The 17,108-nt window shown below is 67.6% G+C and carries 17 protein-coding genes and 1 pseudogene; 6 read left to right on the forward strand and 12 right to left on the reverse strand.

From position 1 onward, the window contains the following. Positions 1 to 235: 235 nt before the first annotated feature. Positions 236 to 490, forward strand: a complete 255-nt coding sequence (locus KVT44_RS27420) for a hypothetical protein (protein WP_217569371.1) — start codon at positions 236 to 238, stop codon at positions 488 to 490. A gap of 224 nt (positions 491 to 714) precedes the next feature. After that, entirely contained in the window at positions 715 to 1,251 is a 537-nt protein-coding gene (locus KVT44_RS27425) for a hypothetical protein (RefSeq protein ID WP_217569373.1), read from the forward strand. 123 nt (positions 1,252 to 1,374) lie between these two features. Here the strand turns inward: KVT44_RS27425 and KVT44_RS27430 are convergent, their stop codons facing one another. Together KVT44_RS27430 and KVT44_RS27435 are read right to left on the reverse strand one after the other, a co-directional pair. After that, positions 1,375 to 1,773 carry a hypothetical protein gene (locus tag KVT44_RS27430; protein WP_217569375.1) on the reverse strand — a complete coding sequence of 133 codons (399 nt, stop codon included), beginning with the start codon at positions 1,771 to 1,773 and terminating at the stop codon, positions 1,375 to 1,377. Further along, positions 1,770 to 2,624 (reverse strand): IS5 family transposase, encoded by an 855-nt coding sequence (locus KVT44_RS27435; protein ID WP_217569377.1) that lies wholly within the window; start codon positions 2,622 to 2,624, stop codon positions 1,770 to 1,772. The genes KVT44_RS27430 and KVT44_RS27435 overlap by 4 nt, the downstream gene beginning before the upstream one ends. 249 nt (positions 2,625 to 2,873) lie before the next feature. Between KVT44_RS27435 and KVT44_RS27440 the strand changes: the two genes are divergently transcribed. Next, positions 2,874 to 3,572: a GntR family transcriptional regulator gene (locus KVT44_RS27440; RefSeq protein WP_217569379.1), complete on the forward strand. Its 699-nt coding sequence runs from the start codon at positions 2,874 to 2,876 to the stop codon at positions 3,570 to 3,572. Between the two features lie 56 nt (positions 3,573 to 3,628). On the opposite strand, the gene KVT44_RS27445 is transcribed toward KVT44_RS27440, so the two are convergent. The 7 genes and pseudogenes from KVT44_RS27445 to KVT44_RS27475 all read right to left on the reverse strand — a co-directional run bounded on the left by KVT44_RS27445 (position 3,629) and on the right by KVT44_RS27475 (position 11,837). Then, positions 3,629 to 3,952, reverse strand: coding sequence for an L-rhamnose mutarotase (locus tag KVT44_RS27445; protein WP_217569381.1), 324 nt, complete (start codon positions 3,950 to 3,952; stop codon positions 3,629 to 3,631). Then, positions 3,949 to 5,497: pseudogene (locus KVT44_RS27450) on the reverse strand (sugar ABC transporter ATP-binding protein). The gene KVT44_RS27445 and the pseudogene KVT44_RS27450 overlap by 4 nt, the downstream one beginning before the upstream one ends. Positions 5,498 to 5,535: 38 nt before the next feature. Further along, a complete protein-coding gene (locus tag KVT44_RS27455) occupies positions 5,536 to 6,612 on the reverse strand; it encodes an ABC transporter permease (RefSeq protein WP_217569383.1) in 1,077 nt (358 codons plus the stop codon). Further along, complete coding sequence (locus KVT44_RS27460) at positions 6,609 to 7,613, reverse strand: ABC transporter permease (RefSeq protein ID WP_254649969.1); 1,005 nt, start codon at positions 7,611 to 7,613, stop codon at positions 6,609 to 6,611. The genes KVT44_RS27455 and KVT44_RS27460 overlap by 4 nt, the downstream gene beginning before the upstream one ends. Positions 7,614 to 7,681: 68 nt before the next feature. Beyond that, a complete protein-coding gene (locus KVT44_RS27465; protein ID WP_217569388.1) occupies positions 7,682 to 8,770 on the reverse strand; it encodes a mandelate racemase/muconate lactonizing enzyme family protein in 1,089 nt (362 codons plus the stop codon). 38 nt (positions 8,771 to 8,808) lie between these two features. Next, the gene (locus KVT44_RS27470; protein WP_217569390.1) at positions 8,809 to 9,897 is read right to left on the reverse strand and encodes a substrate-binding domain-containing protein; all 1,089 of its coding nucleotides are present in this window, start codon (positions 9,895 to 9,897) and stop codon (positions 8,809 to 8,811) included. Positions 9,898 to 10,073: 176 nt separating this feature from the next. After that, positions 10,074 to 11,837 carry a glycosyl hydrolase family 28-related protein gene (locus KVT44_RS27475; RefSeq protein WP_308314127.1) on the reverse strand — a complete coding sequence of 588 codons (1,764 nt, stop codon included), beginning with the start codon at positions 11,835 to 11,837 and terminating at the stop codon, positions 10,074 to 10,076. A 272-nt stretch (positions 11,838 to 12,109) separates the two neighbouring features. Here KVT44_RS27475 and KVT44_RS27480 point away from each other — a divergent pair, with 272 nt between their 5' ends. Next, a complete protein-coding gene (locus KVT44_RS27480) occupies positions 12,110 to 12,868 on the forward strand; it encodes a hypothetical protein (RefSeq protein WP_217569394.1) in 759 nt (252 codons plus the stop codon). A gap of 266 nt (positions 12,869 to 13,134) precedes the next feature. Next, positions 13,135 to 13,986: an NAD(P)-dependent oxidoreductase gene (locus KVT44_RS27485; protein ID WP_217569396.1), complete on the forward strand. Its 852-nt coding sequence runs from the start codon at positions 13,135 to 13,137 to the stop codon at positions 13,984 to 13,986. 163 nt (positions 13,987 to 14,149) lie between these two features. Here the strand turns inward: KVT44_RS27485 and KVT44_RS27490 are convergent, their stop codons facing one another. Together KVT44_RS27490 and KVT44_RS27495 are read right to left on the reverse strand one after the other, a co-directional pair. Continuing rightward, positions 14,150 to 14,311, reverse strand: a complete 162-nt coding sequence (locus tag KVT44_RS27490) for a hypothetical protein (RefSeq protein ID WP_217569399.1) — start codon at positions 14,309 to 14,311, stop codon at positions 14,150 to 14,152. A 267-nt stretch (positions 14,312 to 14,578) separates the two neighbouring features. After that, a complete protein-coding gene (locus KVT44_RS27495) occupies positions 14,579 to 14,818 on the reverse strand; it encodes a hypothetical protein (protein ID WP_217569400.1) in 240 nt (79 codons plus the stop codon). A 331-nt stretch (positions 14,819 to 15,149) separates the two neighbouring features. Between KVT44_RS27495 and KVT44_RS27500 the strand changes: the two genes are divergently transcribed. Then, a complete protein-coding gene (locus KVT44_RS27500) occupies positions 15,150 to 15,578 on the forward strand; it encodes a calmodulin-binding protein (protein WP_217569402.1) in 429 nt (142 codons plus the stop codon). 817 nt (positions 15,579 to 16,395) lie between these two features. Here the strand turns inward: KVT44_RS27500 and KVT44_RS27505 are convergent. After that, positions 16,396 to 16,932: a GNAT family N-acetyltransferase gene (locus KVT44_RS27505; protein WP_217569404.1), complete on the reverse strand. Its 537-nt coding sequence runs from the start codon at positions 16,930 to 16,932 to the stop codon at positions 16,396 to 16,398. Between the last annotated feature and the right edge of the window lie 176 nt (positions 16,933 to 17,108).

Genomic DNA, 17,108 nt, shown 5'->3' on the forward strand with positions numbered 1-17,108 from the left:
TCGGCCACTCCTGACGTGATGACGTGACTGCCCGTCGGCCATGCCGACGGCTCTCCGGGACCGTCGGCGGCCCCGGCGCGGCCTTTGGCTCCCGCGCCGCTTCACGCGTAATCGATCAGCCGGTTCACCGATCGCGTCAGTTGATCCACGCCCGGCGCGCGCCGACACCCGGGTGCCGGCCTTCGAGCGGGAGTGGGCGCCGGCAGTAGCGGGCACACACACGGCGGTGGCGGGCATGCATGAGTTCGGCAGCACTGCGCCGGTTGGTGTCTACAGCACCGATGATCTGGCCTGCCGAGCCCTTCTCCGTGCGCGCTACCCCGTACACGCAATGGCCTTCCATCCCGCGCTGCCCCTCCTCGTTGCCGACACGGGCAGCTATGACGGCGGTTACTTCTTTGAAGGCGAATTGCTCCTGCTGGACTTGGAGACCGGCATGCCCACGTCGCTCATCGAGCACGAGCTCGGCCGCCAGGTCCTGAGGATCTGAGAGGTCGTTAAGTCCGATCTTCCTTGGTTCGTGATCGCTCGATCGTGGTACTGATCGCCGCCCGGGCCGTCTGCCGCTGACCGCCTGCGGGCAGGCGCTCAGCGGCCCTGGCCACGCCTCCAGTAAGCCGACTCCGACCTGGCGTTTTCCCGGGACAGCGGCGGGAGGGGAGGTACTGGCGGAGGCGGAGCAACAGTTCATAGAACACGTGATTCAATGACCGCATGGTGGAGGACCGTACATTTCTGGGGCCGCTGGAACTGACCAACGGCCGTTGGGGAGTCGGGGACGCCACACGACCTGACGCCCACTGGGTGGAGTTCCGTCCGGACGGGCTCTACCAGCACGAGCCAGACTCCGAGGGACAGTTGATCCCGTGGTCCAGGATCATGAATGGCATCTGGATCACCTGGGGCAAGCACTCCTGGAACACAAACAGCAGAGGCGTATACACGCTGAGGGGAATGGTCGCCACGCGCAACGGCGGCTGGATGCACACGACACTGCGCCACCCGTACGAGGACCACCAGCTGCGCTTCGACCAGCACACGCGCCCGTACCGGGCGGTGGACGCCCTCCGGCTGGAGTCCCTGCTGCGGCAGCTCACCACTGAGGGAAAGCTACATCTCCTCGGTGACCCGGAATGGGTGGGTCGTGCCGCGGCGTACCTGGCCGGCGGGAAGAACCGCTGGATTACCATCCGTGCACTGCGGCAGGTGGCGGCGGAGGCCCTGGCAGCAGCCGGCCCTGGCAGCCCCTGACAGCCGCCATCGCCATCGGCGCCGTGGGCGGACAACAGACATCAAGATTGCCACTGCGGACTGGGCACGGCCCTCACCCCGCCATCGCCGGAGAGCACCCTATCTGCGTCATGTGCAAGGTCATCAAGTCCGTTTCTGGTAGCGGCCTCGTTCGGGTTGGGTGAGGAAACCTTGCCGGGTGAGGCGTCCGAGGCGGCTGCGGGTGACGTTGACGGACGCCTCGTCGATGGGCATGTCGAGGAGTTCGTGCAGCTCACGATCTCTGAACACCTGCCCGGGGTGCTGGTTGAACGCGTTCACGATGTCCTGGTAGGCGGTGTTCGCCCCGGGCGGATCGGGTTCGGCTCCTGCTGGTGCGAGCTCCGTGATGATTCTTCGAGTGGTGGCCAGATCCGCAAGGCGCGCTTCGCTCTCGGCCAGAGCAGCGGTGAGGTACTCGATCTGACCGCGTAGTTCCGCGGCCCGGGCGGTGGCCTCGTCGTGCTGGGCCTGGAGGCCGGTGAGGAGTCCGATGACGTTCACTCAGCCAGCCCGAGGGTGTCGCGCCAGGTGGGACTCGGTGTGGTGAGGCGGCGGGTCATGTTCGCGGTGGAGGCCCAGTAGACGCGTGAGGCGGAGGTGTCGGGCAGGTGGTCGTACTCACGGGCCAGACGCCGGTGCAGCAGCAATGTGCCGTTCGTCTGCTCGACCACCCACCGCTTCGGCTGCGGGACGAAGCCTTTGCCCTGGTCGGCCCGGTTGCGGCGGACGACCTCGACAGTGATGTCCAACAACGCGCCGTGGATGACGACTTCGTCCTTGAAGCCCTGGTCCACCAGGGCCTTCTCCAGACGCATCCCGCACCGCTCGGCGGCCTGGTCGAGCAGGGTGGTGCCGGCGGCATTGTCGTGGGCGGAAGCGGCCAGCACGACGACGCCAATGATCAGCCCCAGAACGTCGACGGCCAGTCCCCGCTTGCGCCCGGACATCTTCTTGTTGGCGTCCAGTCCCGTCGTGGTCTTGGGGACACCGGCGGCGGCGCGCACGGACTGGGTGTCAAGGATCACGAGAGACGGGTCCTCTAACCGGCGCGCTCTCTCCCGCACCTGGCAGCGCAGGAGTTCCTGGATCCGCTGGTCGAGCCCGTCCTTGCGCCACAGCGTGAAGTAGTAGAACACCGCCGACCAGGCCGGCAGATCATGGGGAAGATAGCGCCACTGGCAGCCCGTCCGGTTCTGGTAGAAGATCGCGTTCACGACCTCCTTCAGGTCGCAGGACCCGGGGTCCCCGGTCGCCGAACGCGCCACCCGATCCTGCTTCCAGGCCGTGATCATCGGCTCGATCAACGCCCACTGCGCATCCGATAAGTCGCTGGGGTACGGCTCTCTCTCCACGCCCGCATCCGAATATGGACATGCCCATCAGGTGGCCCCGTGCAGCGATCATTACCACGATCGAGCGATCGCAGACCGAGGAAGATCGGACTTAACGCCCACTGAGAACGGACATCTCGTGGTCCTGAAGCACTCCCCGCCAAAGTTCAAGGCGGGTCCCGCGCTCACACCGCGTCGTAGGCCTTCGACCGGCCGTCCGACCTCGGTAAACTGCCATTCGAAGTAACCTCCAGAGCCCGAGGAGACCGGATGCCGGCACACGACTCGTCCGTCTTTAACGGGCTGTCCGCGGCGCCGGCCCGCCAGGTGCTGTCCGACAGCGTCTACGAGGGCATCAAGGCCATGGTCATGGACCATGAGATCGCCCCCGGGGCCCGCGTCGGCATCGAAGCCCTGGCCCGCACGCTCAACGTCTCACCGACCCCCGTGCGCGAGGCCCTGGCCCGGCTGGAGTCCGACGGTCTCGTCGTCAAGCGCTCCCTGTCCGGGTACCGGGCGACCGAGTTGCTGACCCGGCAGGGGGTGGAGGAGATGTTCGAGATGCGGCTGCTCCTGGAGCCGCGAGCCGCAGCCCTGGCTGCCCTCCACGCCGACGACTCCCAACTCGACGTCATCGAGGCGATCCTGGAAGACATGCAAGCTCACCCCGGCCCCGCCGGGACGTACGCCGCCTATCGTGACTTCGCCGCCCTGGACCAGCGGTTCCACGACGCCGTCGCGGAGGCCGCCCACCGGCCCTTGCTCGCGGACGCGGTACAGCGGCTCCACTCGCATCTGCATGTCTTCCGACTCAGCAGCCTTCAGAGCGAGGGCGACCCGACCTTGGCGGAGCACGGGCGGGTGGTACGCGCGATACTCCGCCGAAGGGCCGAACGCGCGGCCGAGGCGATGGCGGAACATCTCACCCGCAGCCTGGAGCGCCAGCTCGGCCGGTTCGAACCGAGTTGACCCGCGCGTAACCGCACGGTGCGCCGAAACCCAACCACCTGCTCCCTGCGGAACACCTACTCCATGAGGAACACCTGCTCCATTGAGGTCCACCACTCGCCCGCCCCGGCTTCCTCAGCGGGCTGCTGGCAAGGTGCGGTCAGCTCCCACCACCGCTGTGTGGCGGGATCGTCGGCCATCAGGGCAAGATCGGTTGCCAGATCATCCCCGTGGTACTCGAAGTAGCCGAACAGCCGGTCTCCGAGCAGGTGGATCGAGTAGTTGGCGATGTGGCAGCGCCGCAAGCGTTCGAGGACGGGCCCGGGCACCTCGCGGTGCAGTTCGCGGTACTCGTCCGCCTTCTCCGGGCGGATGCGCACGACCTGAGCGACGCGCCTCATGCGGCGGAACCTTTCGCCGGCACCACCGATACGGACCGTTCGTGGATGATGCGGATGATCTTCCCGCTCATCCGGTCGTAGTCATGGTCGTTGTCCACCTCCCCGCGGATGCGGTGATCGGCCATGACGACCACCCGGTCGGCCAGAGTGATCATCTCCGCCAGGTCGCTGCTGATCAGCAGGATGGGCAGACCACCGCGGGCCAACTCCCAGATCAGTTCGTGGAAGGCGTGCTTGGTGCGCACGTCCACGCCGACGGTCGGCTCGTCCACTACGAGCAGCCGGGTGTCGGCCGCGAGCCACTTCGCCAGGCTCACCTTCTGCTGGTTCCCACCGGAGAGTTCACCGGCGTTCTGTTCGAGACCGGAGACACGGATGCCGAGACGCTCGACGAGATCCTCGGAGACGTCCTTCTCCTGGCGCGACGAGACGTAGCCCAGGGCCCGGGCGAGCTTCTTCCACACCGTGACCGTGATGTTCCGGACGATGGGCTGCTCCAGGAAGACGCCTTCCTCCTTGCGGTTCTCGGTCAGGTACCCGATGCCGTACTCGTGGAGAGCCTCGCGCGGCGAGCCGATCTTCGCGGTCCTGCCGTACACCTGGATCTCACCGCCGGTGACGCGGTCGAGGCCGAGGACGGCCTTGACCAGTTCGCTGCGGCCCGCGCCGACGAGTCCGTAGAGGCCGACGATCTCCCCGGGGCGGACGGTGAGTGAGATGTCCTGATGGCCCGCGGCCGTGGAGACGCCCGCGAGGGCGAGTGCCGGGGCCGTGGAGGTGTCCACGGTGCGCGGGACCATGTCCGTCACCGCGTGGGCGCGGCCGACCATGAGGGTGACCACGTCGTCCTGGGTGTGCTCGGCGAGCGGCGCCGACTCCAGCACGGAGTGGCCGTCGCGCAGGACGGTGACCGTGTCGCAGACGGCGAAGACCTCCTCCAGCTTGTGGCTGACGAAGACGACGCAGGTGCCGCGTTCGGTGAGCCGGCGGACGACGTCGAAGAGGCGCTCGGCCTCCTGCGGGGAGAGGGAGGCGGTGGGCTCGTCGAGCAGGAGCACTCGGCTCTCGGTGTAGAGCGCCTTGGCAATCTCCACCAACTGCTGCTGAGCCACGGACAGTTCACGCACCGGCCGGTGCGGGTCGATGTCCAGGCCGAGCTCGGCCAGGCAGCGTCTGGCCGGGGCGGTCATCGCCTCCCGGTCGGCCAGACCGCGCCGCGAGGGTGGGCTCTGGAGTGTGATGTTCTCCGCGACGGAGAAGCCAGGGATCAGGTTACGTTCCTGGTGGACGACGCCGATCCCGGCCCGCGCGGCCTCCAGCGGGGGGCGCAGGTGGATCTCCTCGCCGCCCCGCAGGGGCCGGCCGCCGGCGGGCGGGTGCACGCCGGGGATCACCTTGATCAGCGCCGTACACGCCGAGCAGCGCGTGCACGGAGCCGGCGGTCAGCCGTAGGCCCACGCCGTCGAGAGCGCGCACACCGGGGAAGACCTTGACGATGTCTTCGCATTCCAGCAAGACGTCTCCCCGCAGGCCGTCTCTCCGCATGCCGCCTCCAGGCAGTCCGTCTTCCGGCAGGACCTCGCTCATCGTGCGCCTCCCGTGGTGGGCAGCGCGCCGGCCGGCTGCGGGTCGCTCTCCGGCGGCACCGGCGGTGTGCGCCCGGGCGCCCTGCCCCTCTTGTCGAGATGGGTCTGGTGCATGCGGCCGCCGACGACCGTGCCGAGGACGACCACACCGATGAGGAAGTTGACCCAGCTCGGGTCGAGCGAGAACTGGGCCCGTGCGGTGTCGATCAGGCGCATCACGAACGCGGCGAGCACCGTTCCGAACACGGCCACGGAGCCCCCGGTCAGGGCGACGCCGCCGATGATGGGCGCCGCGAAGCTGGGCAGCAGCCAGTCGCCGCCGACGCTGCGGTTGACGCCGGGCAGCGAGGCGGTGGCGGCCAGCGCGGCGATGCCGACGAGCAGTCCTGACAGGGTGTGCGCGAGCACGATCTGCCGGTCGGTGGAGATGCCCGACAGCCTGGCCGCGAGCGGGTTGCCGCCGGCGGCCAGCAGCCGGCGCCCGGCGACGGTGCGGTACATGAACGCGGCCAGCAGGGCCGCCGCGACGAGCGCGGTGACGAAGACGAGGGGGATGTTCAGCGGCGCATCGCGCCCGAGGCCGCGCAGCGTGGCGGAGTATCCGTCGATGGTGCGCGTCCCTGACAGCCGGTACTGCGCCCCGAGCAGGATCGTCATGGTGCCGAGCGTGACGATGAAGCCGTTGATGCGCGTGGCGACGATGAACACGCCCGTCACCAGACCGATCAGGGTGGCACTCAGCACCCCGACCAGCACGGCGAGGAGGGCCGGGACGCCACTGTCGGCCATCAACACGCCCATCAGGCAGGCGCTGAAGCCGCCCAGGGCGCCGACGGCGAGGTTGAGTTGCCCGACGCACAGGGCGACCATCTGGGCCAGTCCGATGAGGATCGGCGTGGCGAGGTACTGCAGGAACGTACGCAGGGACGGACCCTCGAAGAAGGAGCCGGACGAGGAGATCCCCAGTGCCGCATAGCCCGCGACGACCACGCACAGCAGCGTCATCGTCGTGGAGCGGGAGAAGCGCCGTAGCGCGGGGAGGGCGGCTGCTCCCCGGTCGTGGAGTGTGGTCATGTGGAGCGCACCACCTTGCGATAGGACACGACGGTGCGTACCCGGTCCGCGGACAGAGCCAGCAGAAGGATGCAGCCGAGGTAGATGTTGAGGCTTTCGAGGCCGACCCCGAGCAGATCGAGGCCCTTGCGGATCACGCCGACCAGGGAGGTGCCGAGCAGGGCGCCGATGACGGAGACGACGCCACCGGTGAGCAGGGTCCCGCCGAGGACCGCCCCGAGGAACGAGGGCAGCATGAAGTCGTCACCGATGGAGGCACTGAACGTGCCCGTGCCCACGGCGGCCATGAAACCGGCGAGTGCGGCGAGCAGTCCGGACAGCGCGTGCGCCAGGACGATCCGGCGGCCCGTCGGGATGCCGGACAGCTCGGCGGCAGCGGGGTTCGCACCGGTGAGCAGCAGCTCGCGTCCCATGCGGGTACGGGCGTACAGGAAGCCGAGGCCGATGAGGGCCAGCACGGTGAACTGGGCCATCTGCGGTACGGCCGGGGAGCCGCAGACCGGCCCGAGGCAGATGTCGGCGAGCGAGTAGGAGCGCAGCTCCGCGAGCCCGTCGGGCCGGGTGGTGAACGCGGCGTTCTCGGTGAGGGACGAATACAGCAGGGAGACCAGGCCCAGCAGGGCGAAGTCCATCGCCAGCGTCACGACGAAGGAACTCACGCCTGTGCGGGCGATGATCCAACCGGTCAGCGCACCGATGACGCAGCCGGCGACGAGACACAGCAACAGGCCCGGCGCGAGCGGGAGTCCGAGCCGGTCGTAGCCGAACCCTGCGAAGAAGGCGCCGAAAGCGGCCATGCGGCCGACGGCGAGGTTCATGTGCCCGATGGAGAGCACCACCATCTGCGCGAGGGCCACCACGGTCAGCGTCGAGATGTCCCTCAGGAGCGGGAAGAGCACCAGCCGCGCGTCGAAGAACGCCGGCCGCAGGGCACCGAAGAAGACGCTGAGCGCGACGACGAGCACCAGCAGCCCCAGCCGCTGGTTGACCCAGAACGGCAGCCGGTGGGCGGGGCGCGCTCCGTCGGTGGGGCGGTCCGTCCTGCTGTCGGGCTCGGTGACGGCCGTCTTCACGACACCCTCCGGTCGTCGACGGCGTCCATGTCCCAGTCGATGCCGATGCCCGGCAGGTCGGGAGCCACGGCCAGGCCGTCCTGGACGGTCAGCTCAGTGCGGGTCACTGCGCGCAGCTGCGGGATGTACTCCACGTATGCGCCGTTGCTGACCGCGGCGACCAGGCTGACGTGCAGTTCCATCAGGAAGTGCGGGCACACCATGACGTTGAAGGTCTCCGCCAGGTGCGCCACCTTGAGCCACGGGGTGATGCCGCCGACGCGGGCGACGTCGACCTGGACCACGGACGCACCGCCGGTCTCCAGGTAGCTGCGGAACTGCATCGGCGCGAACATCGACTCGCCGACCGCGATCGGGATCCTGGTCGAGCGGGCCAGTGTCGCGTGGCCGCTGATGTCGTCCGCGGGCATGGGCTCTTCGAGCCAGTACGGGTCGTAGGGCTCGAGTGCGGCCGCCAGTTGCACGGCACGGGACAGCGACTGCGACTGGTTGGCGTCCGTCATGATGTGCAGGGACGGACCGACGGCCTCGCGCACCGCGCGCAGCCGCTCCGCGTCCTCGGCGATGTGCGGCTTGCCCACCTTGATCTTGACTCCGGCCCACTGCGCGTCCTTCGCCGCGAGGGCCCCTTTGACCAGGTCCTCGGCGCCGAGGTGAAGCCAGCCACCCTCGGTGTCGTACACCGGGACGTGTTGCCGGTGACCGCCGGCGAGCCGCCACAGGGGCTCGCCGGCCCGCTTGCAGCGCAGGTCCCACAGGGCGGTGTCGATCGCGGCGAGCGCGAGCGAGGTGATGGCACCGGTGGTCGTGGCGCGGGTCAGGCTGAACAGTTCCTGCCAGACCGCTTCGACGTTGCGTGCGTCCTTCCCGGCGAGCAGGGGCAGGAGGTGGTCGCGCAGCAGCGCCAGTACGGAGGTTCCGCCGGTGCCGATCGTGTACGCGTAGCCGGTGCCCTCGATGCCGTCCGCCGTGGTCAGCCGGACGAGGATCGTCTCCTGCTTGACGAACGACTGCATGGCGTCGGTGCGGTCCGTCTCGACCGCGATGTCGGCCAGCAGGGCCGTGGCGTTGGTGATGATGCTCATGTCGTGTGGCGGCTTTCTGTCGTCCGTGGCCCGGGCGTTCAGCGGCAGGAGAGGTAGGTGTCGGCGAACTGCTTCTTCAGCTCGGCGGTCTTGGCCTGCCGTGCGCTGTCGTAGTCGGCGACGTTCGCCTTCGTGACGACGAAGGAACCGGAGTCGACGATCTGTCCGGGCTTCGCCATCGTGCACTGCTTGGTCTGCAGCAGGGCGAGGGCCCAGGTTCCGATCTCCGCCTGGCCGACGGGGTTCTGCACGACCGTGGCGGTGACGGAGCCGTTCTTGATGGAACTGAGGATCTTGGCGTCGTCGTCGATGGCCACGACCTTGGCCTTCGAACCGGTCTCGTGTACGGCCTCGGCGGCGGCGACCGCCGGGTTGTAGGCGGTCGAGACGATGCCCTGGATCTGTGCGCCCTTGGCGGCGATCAGGTCGGAGACCGCCTTCTGCGCGGTCTGGAGGTCCTTGTCGATGTCGGTGATGGTCTGGAGCAGGGTGACCTTGCCGCCTGTCTCCTTCACCGCCTTCTGGACGCCCTTCATCCGCAGTTGGGTGTTGGCGTCGACGTTGTTGCCCGTGAGGTGGACGAGGGCGCCCTTGCCGCCCATCGCCTTGATGGCGGCCTGTGCGGCCTTGTAGGCGGCGAGTTCGACGTCGGTCGAGAGACAGAAGTCGGCCTCGTTGGTCCCGCCGGCGGGGCAGGAGGCGAGCGAAGCCACGGCGAAGCCCTGGGACTTGAGGTCGGCGAAGGTGGAGTTGATGTCGGTCGGGGACACGCCGAAGATGCCGAACGCGTTGTAGCCGCGGGCAGCCAGGGTCGAGAGCAGGTCGTTCTGCTTCTGCTGGTCCCATTCGGCAGTCTCGTCGAAGGTGACGTCACCCAGACCGAGGGTCTTCTTGGCTTCCGCGCCGGCCTGCTTCCAGGGCTGGAAGTAGGGGTGGGCCCCGCCCGGCACCAGCGCGACCCTGGTCCCGGAACCGTCGGCGAGCTCGGCCGATCCGACACCGGTCTGTGCCGAAGCGGCAGCGGCCGCACTCGGTTCGTCCGAGTTCTTGATGGTGCAGGCGGCGGTCGAGCCGGTGAGGAGGACGAGGGTGGCGGTGGCTGACAGCACTGATCTACGACGGGTCATGGTGCTCGCCCCACTTAAATCAAATAGGATTTCGGATGTCCGTGATGTTGGGGGAGGGGAGATTTCCACGTCAAGACCCGTGCAGCGATTGCCCCTCCACTGTGACAGTGAAGGATCACATAGGATTTTGGGGGAGTTGAGGGGAGGGCGGGACGCCGACCCCTCAACCACCCGCTTCAGTCCGTGACGACGGAGGTGTTGAGGTCCTTGTCGTAGTGGTTGCGCGCGATCCGGATGCCTGAACTGCCGTGGAACACGAACAGCGGGGAGGTGTAAGGAGGTTGATCCGCTTCGTCCAACCGCCGGACGGTGTTGCCGGTGAAGGTGAACCCGCCGACGCTCTTGGCGTTGACCACGGTGACGTCGCTGATGTCGAAGGTGTTGTGCTCGACCGCGATGTTGTGGTGCACCGGGTTCGCCGGGTCGACGACCTGGTTGGTCGGCTCCACGAAGATGACCGGACCGCTGGGCCGGGTGAAGGTGTTGTCGCGGATCGTGAGGTCGGCGACCGGCCCGGACTCGTACCACTGGTAGGCGTCGGCGGAGACGTAGATGCTGGCCATGGACATCGCGTCGAACCGGTTACCGGTGATCAGGACGGGCTTGCGGGTGGTGACCAGGATGCCGCGGGTCGGCACGTTGCGGAACACGTTGCCGGAGATGACGACCGACGGGGTGGCGGTGATGTTCTCGACGACCGTGCCGCCGATCTCGACGCCCACGGGAACCGGTCGGTCGAAGGTGACGGTCATCGAGGTCAGCGACTTCGTGTGGTCCATGCCGCTGGGCCCGTCGACCGCGGTGACCTTCGCATGCGGGTCCGCCAGCGGGGTCATCGTGCGCTGGGTGGTGAACTCGACCTCGTCACCCGGGGCGAACTGCGGGAAGCCGGCGGTCTGGGGGTGTTCGTAGGCGAGGGTGAGGGTGTTCGGCCAGGGTTTCCCGACGACGTCGAGGTAGGTGCCGTGGATGTTGATCGGGTCGTCGTGCGGGCCGTCGAAGACGCTCCGGGTGATCGAGACCTTCCCCTTGACGCCGGACATCTGCACGAAGTCCGCGAACGATGCCGTCGACCGGCCGGACTTCGGATCGGGTGCGAAGTTCACCTTGTCGATAGAGATGTTCTCGCTGAACTGCCCGACCACGCCGAAGGACTGGAGGTAGCAGGCGTTCATCGAGCGCATCGTGACGTTCTTGGACTGCCAGATGAAGGCGCCCGGCTCCGTCCGCTCGATGAGGCGCATCTGGTAGACGAGCCCGGCGTCCGCCGGCCGTGCCGCGCTGGTGTAGTCGATGCGGATCCGGCGTCCGCCGAGGTCGGTGACCGAGGAGACGTCGGTGAACAGGGGGTTGTCTCCGCGCCAGGTCCGCTGCGCCTTGGGGTCGTGGAACTGGGTGTACTGGAGTCCGTCGACACCCGACCAGTACGGCTGTCCGGTGGCCGGGCTCTTCTCGCCGAGCCAGGTGATGTGTGTGCCGTTCACCTGGTACGGGCTGCCGGCCGGGATCGACAGGACCCGGTAGGCATGCCCGTCGGTGACACCGGTGGCGGCGACGGTCGCGTCGATGACCTCGGGGGCCGCGTAGTCGAAGGAGAAGTTCGTGAAGGTCACATCGGTCGAGCGGATCGACGCGAACGCCGTCTGAAGGCCGTGGTAGACGAGCTTGGCCCCGCCGCCGTCGATGGTGACGTCGTGCATGTCCTCGACGAGGAGCCCGATCTTCTTGTCCCGGTAACGCTGGTCGGCGCCAACGGTGTTGGAGACGTACAGCTCACGCGTTTCGGCCCGCTCGGGGTAGAGCTGGTAGGTGCCCTTCGAGAAGACGATCCTGACCGGCCGATCGACGCTCTTGGCGTGCTGCATCGCCGCGGTGACGGCGGGCGTCGAGTCCGTCCGGCCCGTGGGGTCGGCGCCGTAGTCGTCCACGTCGACGACCACCGGCCTCGCTCTTGGTGCTGCGGCGACAGGACTGGCAGCACCTCCGAGCAAGGCGAGTGCCAACCCGAGAAACACGAACCGAGACTTTGACATAGCCCCTCCGGAGCATCCATGAGTCACGAAACACCCAACGAATAGGCGGAGTTGCCGCCCGCTACCCCGTCAGATCTCCGAGCAGAGTGTCCATAGATCCGATGTCTAGGTCAATGGTGGGGACGGGTCTCATCCCGTCCTCCAGGCGCCGGAAGCCGGGTTGCCGGTGCTGTCTGTTCGTGGAAGTCGACAGCCGCACCGAGTCCGCCGACACCCTGGCGGCCAAGTCCGAGAAGTACCTGCGCCACTTCCGTCTGAAGTCCAAGAACCCGCTCGGCAGCGAGAGTCCGGTGTGGCGCACCCAGTACCCCACGACCGAGCGGGAGGCACACCCGCCGGTCGTGGTCGTCTTCAACCCCGGCACCCGAACCGGCCCGCAGGCCCTGAAGAACCGCATGAACACCGTCATGGAGCTCACCCGTCCCGTCTGGTCCGGCAGCTACCACGGCGCCGGCGGCGGGTCCGGCGCCGAAGAACGGGACGGCTACCACGACTACGACGACACCATCCCCCTCCTCTTCACCACCCTCGACCGCCTCCAGCCCAGCGGCCCCCGGACTGCGGTGTGGTGGCGATGCGGACACGGCCAGTGGGAAACCCTCCCCAACGCCCTCGCCAACCCCGCCGACCATGACGCCTGGCACACCCACGACGAGCAACGCCGCCGCCAACGCGACGAAGAGCGCGAGCAGCAACACCGGGAGTGGGCAGCGGAGAGGGAACGCTGGGCACAGGAACCTGACCCGGAACCCGAACCGGCCCCCGAGGCCGCGTCGTGTGAGCGATGCGGAGGGCCGATCACCGGCCCGCTCGGCTACGACCTGGAGTTCGCCCCACCGGAGGACGGCCGACACTGCCCCTCCTGCCGCACCGACCTGCGCCAGCAGTACCCGACGCTGCGCCAAGCGGTCTTCGGACGCCGCCGGCGCAGCAAGTAGCCCGGCCCCGCCAGAGCGACACCGGGGGCCGGGCTACGGCTGAGAACCCTAGACCGGGCAGCGGAAGTCAGGTCCTCAGCCGTCGCGCATCGGGCTCGAGTGCGCGATCTCTTGTGAAACGACGTCCGCCGTCGACAGGCTGGTTTCGTTCGTGAGGACGGACACCACTTGTCGACGGGTTTGAGCACCACTTGTCGATCACAGGGCAGCGAAATATCGGTGAGAACTGACACCACTCCGGGACGGCGCACTGGGATGAGGAATGGATGGGGTGGCTGGCAGAATCGGGGCATTGTCGAGCCTGTGGGGGCGTAGTGGGTCTGGGAACGGTGGCGGTCACCGGTGCAGCGGGCAACATCGGGTCTGTGGTCCGGGTGGCTCTGAGAGGCGATGCGGATCGGCTGGTCCTGTTGGACCGTGTTCCGCTCCGGGCGGAGACGGCAACGGAAGAGGTGCGCATCGTCGACCTGCGGGATGCGGCAGCTGTGGAGTCGGCGCTGGCCGGTGTGGATTCGGTGCTTCACCTGGGCGGAGTGCCGGATGAGGCGCCTCTTGCCGATCTCCTGCAAGCGAATGTGTTGGGCACCCACCATGTGCTGGAAGCAGCGCGGCGTGTGGGAAGCGGGCGTGTGGTGCTGGCCAGCAGTAACCGCATCACAGGCTTCTATCCCACGGCTCATCGCACACGTCCGCTGGAGCCTGCGCGGCCTGACGGCCTGTACGGCGTGAGCAAGGTAGCCGTTGAGGCCCTGGGTCAGCTGTATGCGGATAAGTTCGGCCTCTCAGTCATATGCCTGCGCATCGGCAGCTTCGAGGATGCGCCCACAGAACCTCGCCACCTGGCGACCTGGCTCAGCCCGCGTGACACCGTGGGGTATGTCCGGGCGGCACTTACCGCCCCGCAGTCCACCCGCTTCGCCACGGTGTATGCGGTCTCCGCCAACTCCCGACGGTTCTGGGAACTCCCTGACGAGTCAGTGCTGGCCTACACACCTGTCGACAACGCCGAGGCGTATGCCTCACGCGTAACCGACGCCGAGGTTCCTGCCGATCCCTCGGCGCCTCAGGCCGGACCATATGCGACGCCTGAATTCACTCTGCAGCACATCTGGCCCTGACTCTGGCTGGCCTGACGGCAACCATTGCGCAAGGGAGCCGTTCGCCAGACTCGACCTTGCTCCCGCCGCAGGTCAGGGCACCGCTCGGCGGCAAGATCAAATGAGACGGGGCAATCCGCATGAACTGCGGATTCGAGGTTCGCAAACCCGGGAGCGTTGATCGCTAGGTGTCTTGCTGTCCGTGATCGTGGCTGTCGACCTGCTTCGTGGACTTGTCATCTGGAGGGGGCGGTGGTGGTGAGGGGAACAGGACGTCTTCGAAGAGGTCCAGCGCCAGCATCAGGAGCAGGAGCATTCCCGGCACGAGCAGAGCCAGCACGACCACGATGCCTCCCGACGAAGCGGTGACCACGGGAACGGCGCGACGGCAGAAGGTCCAGTGTCAGTGTGGGCCGAACGGGTGAGGGCCGCATGCGCGAGGCGAGGGCGTGTAAGCCGTTCGGGTGACCTCTGTCCGGCGTCGGCCTGCTCGCGCAGGTACTGCCACAACGTCGGCACAGCACGCCCTGAGGGCGTGAGGGCACCAAGACGCAGCAGCGCCCCGGACGGCTGGCCGTCCGGGGCGGCGGGGAGAGGCGGTCCGCCGTCGTTTCTACCCCGCGTGGAGCGGGTCGGAGGGATCCGGCACCGCGTCGTCCGTGCGGCCAGCGCCGAGGGTTCGTCGCGGGCTCGGCGGCGCTGCGGGGTGGGCTCCGAGGACTCCGCGAGCTCGCAACTCGCCGAGGTCTGGCAGACGGACGCCGGGCAGTGCGTCGAGAAGGTCGGCCTGGGCGGCGCGGATGTTCTGCGTGGGAGCCTCGGGGCCGGCGCCAAGAGTGCGGCGGGTGGTCACGGTGATCATCGTAAGGGCGGCTCTTGGCCGGAGGGTAGCGGGAAGCCTGGCGCCGTACGGTGGGCACGTCGCCAGGCTCACTTGAGCAAGGGGCCGTCCGGCAGGTGGTTACGGCCCCTTCCACCCCGCCGGGGATCGGCAAGGCCGAGGCCGGCCGGGGTGATTGGCGCTCCTGGTTCCTTCCCGTACGCGGCGATCCGCTCGCGGTGGGGCTGTCGGGATCCTGGGAAACGGGGTTCCGAGTGTGATCGTTTACTTAGTGTAGTCATTCGGCTACTTTGCGTCATGATTGGTCGTGAGTGTCACGACCCCCAGGCACGGAGCTGCCCTCATGCGACGTATCACCACCCGGATCGGCATCCTCGCGGCCACCCTGCTCGCTCTGACCATGGGTCAGAGCGGACAGGCCGGAGCCGCCGGAGACGCCGCGTACTTCAACATGCGGGACATCACCGGCCACAACTTCGTCATCGAGATCACCAGGCCGGAAGTCATCAAAGAAGCCCGCGACATCGTCAAGGGCGGCGAACCCAAGATCGTCATCGGCCGGATCATCAAGCGCACGGCCTTCTACAACCCCCAGTGGGACTTCCACTACAACCCGGACACCATCAGCTTCGCCGACGCGGCCATCGAGGTCTGCGACGCCACCATCCCCTACGTCGAGGACCACCTGGACGAAGCCGGCGGCCCCTTCCTCCCCGGCCTCTACTGGTGCCCCTGGACCGGCCGCCTCACCGCAGAAGTCACCCCCCGCTAGCCCTGCTCTGTGCCCTCCAGCTTCGAACGGTGAGGGGGACTTGATCCGATGCTCAACCGCCAGTCGGCCGGCTCCCTTGTCCGGGGGACTTCCTGACGAACTGGCCACCACAACCTCGGTGTTGGCGGGCAATCGAGTGGCCCCTCCTGTGTGGCGCCGGTCTGCGCACGGACGCCACAAAGGAGGGACGCCTGTCCGCAGATCGGCGCGGAACTGCCTGGGGAATCAAGCCGAGCAACTATGAGACCGCCCCGAGCGACGGGGGGGTGCGGGCAGTGCCGGTTCCTGAACCCCATAGCGTCATATGAAGGCGTCACGGCGTGACGCCTTCTGAACGTGGTTGCCTGTGGCGGTAGGCCCGGCTGCGGCACCTCGGTGAGCAGTACAGGGCATCCACCCGCTTGTGGTTGCCGCCGGTGACCTCGCCGACGAACCACCAGGCCTTGCCGCGCGGTCCACACCCGATTTCCGCACATCAGAGCGACATTACATCTCATCGGTGTTGACCTTGAAACGGGTCACCGAATGACTCCCAGAGTCAGCGCGAAACGACTCCCGAGGGGACCGCCACAGCCAGACGACTCACCGCTGGGCCGAACGCCCGAACCGCCGACCATGACCACACGCCAACCGGCGCGGGCTCTCACTCGCGGGGTCTCCTGACTGGCTTCGTAATCGAGAGCTGACACCGTTTGTCGTCGAGTTCGAGCAGCACTTGTTGATCACAGAGCCGGAAAATGTCAGCGAGAACTGACATCGGTGTCGCCGGGGCGGGGCCTTTGTCGCCACGCCGGACGGCCGTCGCGGAAGGGGCCCGTCACATCGGCAGGGAGAACAGACGGACTGGCGCTGAAGGCCAGTGCGCGTTGTCGCGCAGGGGCGTCACCATGGTCCGCAGCGGCATGGTCACCAGGCGGTTTTCGGGTTGTTCGACAAGTACCGCCTTGTCGAGGGGGTGCCATCCGAGGCGCTGGTACAGCGGCACAAGGGGAGGCCGGCAGAACAGGAGCGCGTGCTGAGGACCCATCGTGCGAGCGTGGTCAAGTGCCGCTGTGACCACACGCCGGGCCAACCCCTGACCCTGCAGGTCGGGTGCCACAGCCACTCCACCGACGCCCACTACCTCTGTCTCGACATCGCCGATCGCAACAGGCAGCCGTAGGAGGCCGGCGTGTGCCACAAGCCGGTCGCCGTGTCTGATGCCGAAGTGTTCCTTTTTGGGCAGCCAGATCAAGCCGGCCGCGGCAACACCGAAGGGATCATCGCCGTCGCCGAGGATCTCGTCCTGGTCTGTCTTTGTGTACCGAGGGAGCCGCACTGCAGTTGGTGCTACAGAGGATTGATTCTCAGACATCCCCACATGATGATCGCTCTCCCGAGGACTGGCCAAGTGATCGATCAGCCGATCTACGGGAGAGGGCCGGGTGCGAGATCGACCTTGGACCTCGGTGGCATCGGCGCCCCCTCACCACGCGAGGCCAGCCTCCCACCGCAAGAGCCCAAGTGGTGTCAAAACTCAGGCTCTGGCAC

The sequence above is a fragment of the Streptomyces sp. GbtcB7 genome (assembly GCF_019091445.1).
Lineage (GTDB): Bacteria > Actinomycetota > Actinomycetes > Streptomycetales > Streptomycetaceae > Streptomyces > Streptomyces mirabilis.

Bases quoted from the DNA above. Each gene is read 5' to 3' on its own strand.
- KVT44_RS27440 (WP_217569379.1), top strand. From the start codon at position 2,874: ATGCCGGCACACGACTCGTCCGTCTTTAACGGGCTGTCCGCGGCGCCG.
- KVT44_RS27455 (WP_217569383.1), bottom strand. From the start codon at position 6,612: ATGACCACACTCCACGACCGGGGAGCAGCCGCCCTCCCCGCGCTACGG.
- KVT44_RS27420 (WP_217569371.1), top strand. From the start codon at position 236: ATGCATGAGTTCGGCAGCACTGCGCCGGTTGGTGTCTACAGCACCGAT.
- KVT44_RS27485 (WP_217569396.1), top strand. From the start codon at position 13,135: ATGGGGTGGCTGGCAGAATCGGGGCATTGTCGAGCCTGTGGGGGCGTA.
- KVT44_RS27465 (WP_217569388.1), bottom strand. From the start codon at position 8,770: ATGAGCATCATCACCAACGCCACGGCCCTGCTGGCCGACATCGCGGTC.
- KVT44_RS27470 (WP_217569390.1), bottom strand. From the start codon at position 9,897: ATGACCCGTCGTAGATCAGTGCTGTCAGCCACCGCCACCCTCGTCCTC.
- KVT44_RS27445 (WP_217569381.1), bottom strand. From the start codon at position 3,952: ATGAGGCGCGTCGCTCAGGTCGTGCGCATCCGCCCGGAGAAGGCGGAC.
- KVT44_RS27425 (WP_217569373.1), top strand. From the start codon at position 715: ATGGTGGAGGACCGTACATTTCTGGGGCCGCTGGAACTGACCAACGGC.
- KVT44_RS27505 (WP_217569404.1), bottom strand. From the start codon at position 16,932: ATGTCTGAGAATCAATCCTCTGTAGCACCAACTGCAGTGCGGCTCCCT.
- KVT44_RS27500 (WP_217569402.1), top strand. From the start codon at position 15,150: ATGCGACGTATCACCACCCGGATCGGCATCCTCGCGGCCACCCTGCTC.